At 47.2% G+C, this 1,651-nt stretch carries 2 protein-coding genes and 1 pseudogene; all 3 read right to left on the bottom strand.

Features of this window, described 5'->3' with window-relative positions:
* Positions 1 to 280 (bottom strand): annotated as a pseudogene (locus ACP45E_RS20350) (MSHA biogenesis protein MshP); the annotation flags it as partial.
* A gap of 25 nt (positions 281 to 305) precedes the next feature.
* Positions 306 to 998 (bottom strand): PilW family protein, encoded by a 693-nt coding sequence (locus ACP45E_RS20345; protein WP_017035382.1) that lies wholly within the window; start codon positions 996 to 998, stop codon positions 306 to 308.
* Positions 998 to 1,612 carry a prepilin-type N-terminal cleavage/methylation domain-containing protein gene (locus tag ACP45E_RS20340; protein ID WP_017038236.1) on the bottom strand — a complete coding sequence of 205 codons (615 nt, stop codon included), beginning with the start codon at positions 1,610 to 1,612 and terminating at the stop codon, positions 998 to 1,000. The genes ACP45E_RS20345 and ACP45E_RS20340 overlap by 1 nt, the downstream gene beginning before the upstream one ends.
* Positions 1,613 to 1,651: the final 39 nt, after the last annotated feature.

Genomic DNA, 1,651 nt, shown 5'->3' with positions numbered 1-1,651 from the left:
TAGTAATGGCCGATGGCAGTGGCGCTGTGCAATTGGTCGCAATCGCGGAGGAAGCATTCAGTGGGTACATATAAGTGAGCACCAACTCATTGGCCGAATGAGAAAGCAACCACGCCTGAGTGCCAAGAGCATCGCGTGTTAGAGCATCATTGTTTGACCATTCCATTCGCGTTAATGCCGCGCCTAAAAAACCCATCACCACCAGTACGAATACGGCAATAATGTACAAACTGCCCGACTGTTTGCGTCGTCCATTCAGTATTTGGCTTTTGCTGGACAATCGGTTTCTATAGGACAATCGATTCTTATGGAACATTGAGCACCTGTATGTCTTGTTGGAAACTCGTGGTTTCTCCGTCATCAGAAAAGACCAGGTCAAGATGAACGACGCCGCCGCGCTGTAAAGTTGGTGCATCGTAACTGATGTCGCCACCGGTGACGCTATCTGCAACTTGAACACTGTTTCGAGTGATCGCAGAGCCGGCCGAGTTAAAACAATAAGTCACAAGGTCTTTATAAATATAGTGCCTATTTGCAATAGATTCACTCGCAAGAGGCTGAGTGAGTGTCACCGTGGTATTCGTGCCAGATAAAGGGATAGCGATATCGGTGTTGGTAAGGTCACTCTGTTGGCTTGGGTTAATGATCATAGAGAGGCCGTCATAACTCGCGGGAGGAGAATCATTCCCAACCAAGAATGACAGGCTGAGGTTATTAGCGGCAGAAACAGAATAGAAGCCTGAATACAAAATAGGGTAAAACGAAAGACACTTGTCTGTGGCTCCTGAGACAGAAATGCTATTCGGAATCGAGTGTCTGACTTCACGCGATATTTTTTCCAACACAAATCGAGCTTGAGTTTGCATTCTCTGTCGGTCAACGGTATCGGAATAGCCTTTCATGCCCAGTTCGATAAAGCCTGCAATGCCAAGCACCAAAATAGCCCCGACAATGATCGTCATCACCATTTCAATGAGTGTAAAGCCGTTGCGCTTCATCAGTAATTTCCCTTATATCCGAAAAAGCGGTAATCGCCCCACTTTCCTGCTTGGATCTGTACGGTGATCTTTTTCATCGTCGTAATGCTGGTTGTGTCTGAAAAAGAGGTTGGGTCAACATACGTGGCTGCAACAATCACAGTGAAATTGTTGTATTGCGCTGAAATATCCGCCCCTAGAATATCGGTTAGGTCGTACTCAGGCGTCACAGCCTGACAATTGGAGCTATTCGCACCAGCCCAGCAACCGATGTAATCATCGACATCGTTGAAGCTACTAGGATTAGCCTCGGTTATTCCACCTGTAGTATCAACACCAAGCCCCCCACTTCCTGTACAACTATTTGTCGGGTTAAGCGGGTTAGATATTGCGGCAGGCTCTCCACAGCGTACAGTGCCACCATCAAAATCACTCCAATGATCAAAGCCACGCGCCAAAATTTGGCTGAGCATGCTTTGGCCCAAGGTGACGGCACGAGTTTGATATTGAACCGCCGCAGAACGTTCGATCTGTGGGTATAGAAAGCTGGTGAGAGCGAGCATCGCAAAGCCCATGATCACAATAGCAATCACGCTTTCTATGAGAGTGAATCCTTTGAGAAGCTTCATAAGCATGCTCCGCCATAGACATAACCTTGAGAGTTTATGCACACA

Origin of the sequence: Vibrio genomosp. F10 str. 9ZD137 (assembly GCF_049974785.1) — a bacterium.
Taxonomy (GTDB): Bacteria; Pseudomonadota; Gammaproteobacteria; order Enterobacterales; family Vibrionaceae; genus Vibrio.
This window is presented reverse-complemented; position numbering and strand designations above follow the sequence as displayed.

Excerpts from the sequence above, each read along its gene's own strand:
- ACP45E_RS20345 (WP_017035382.1), bottom strand. The coding sequence starts at position 998 with ATGAAGCGCAACGGCTTTACACTCATTGAAATGGTGATGACGATCATT.
- ACP45E_RS20340 (WP_017038236.1), bottom strand. The coding sequence starts at position 1,612 with ATGCTTATGAAGCTTCTCAAAGGATTCACTCTCATAGAAAGCGTGATT.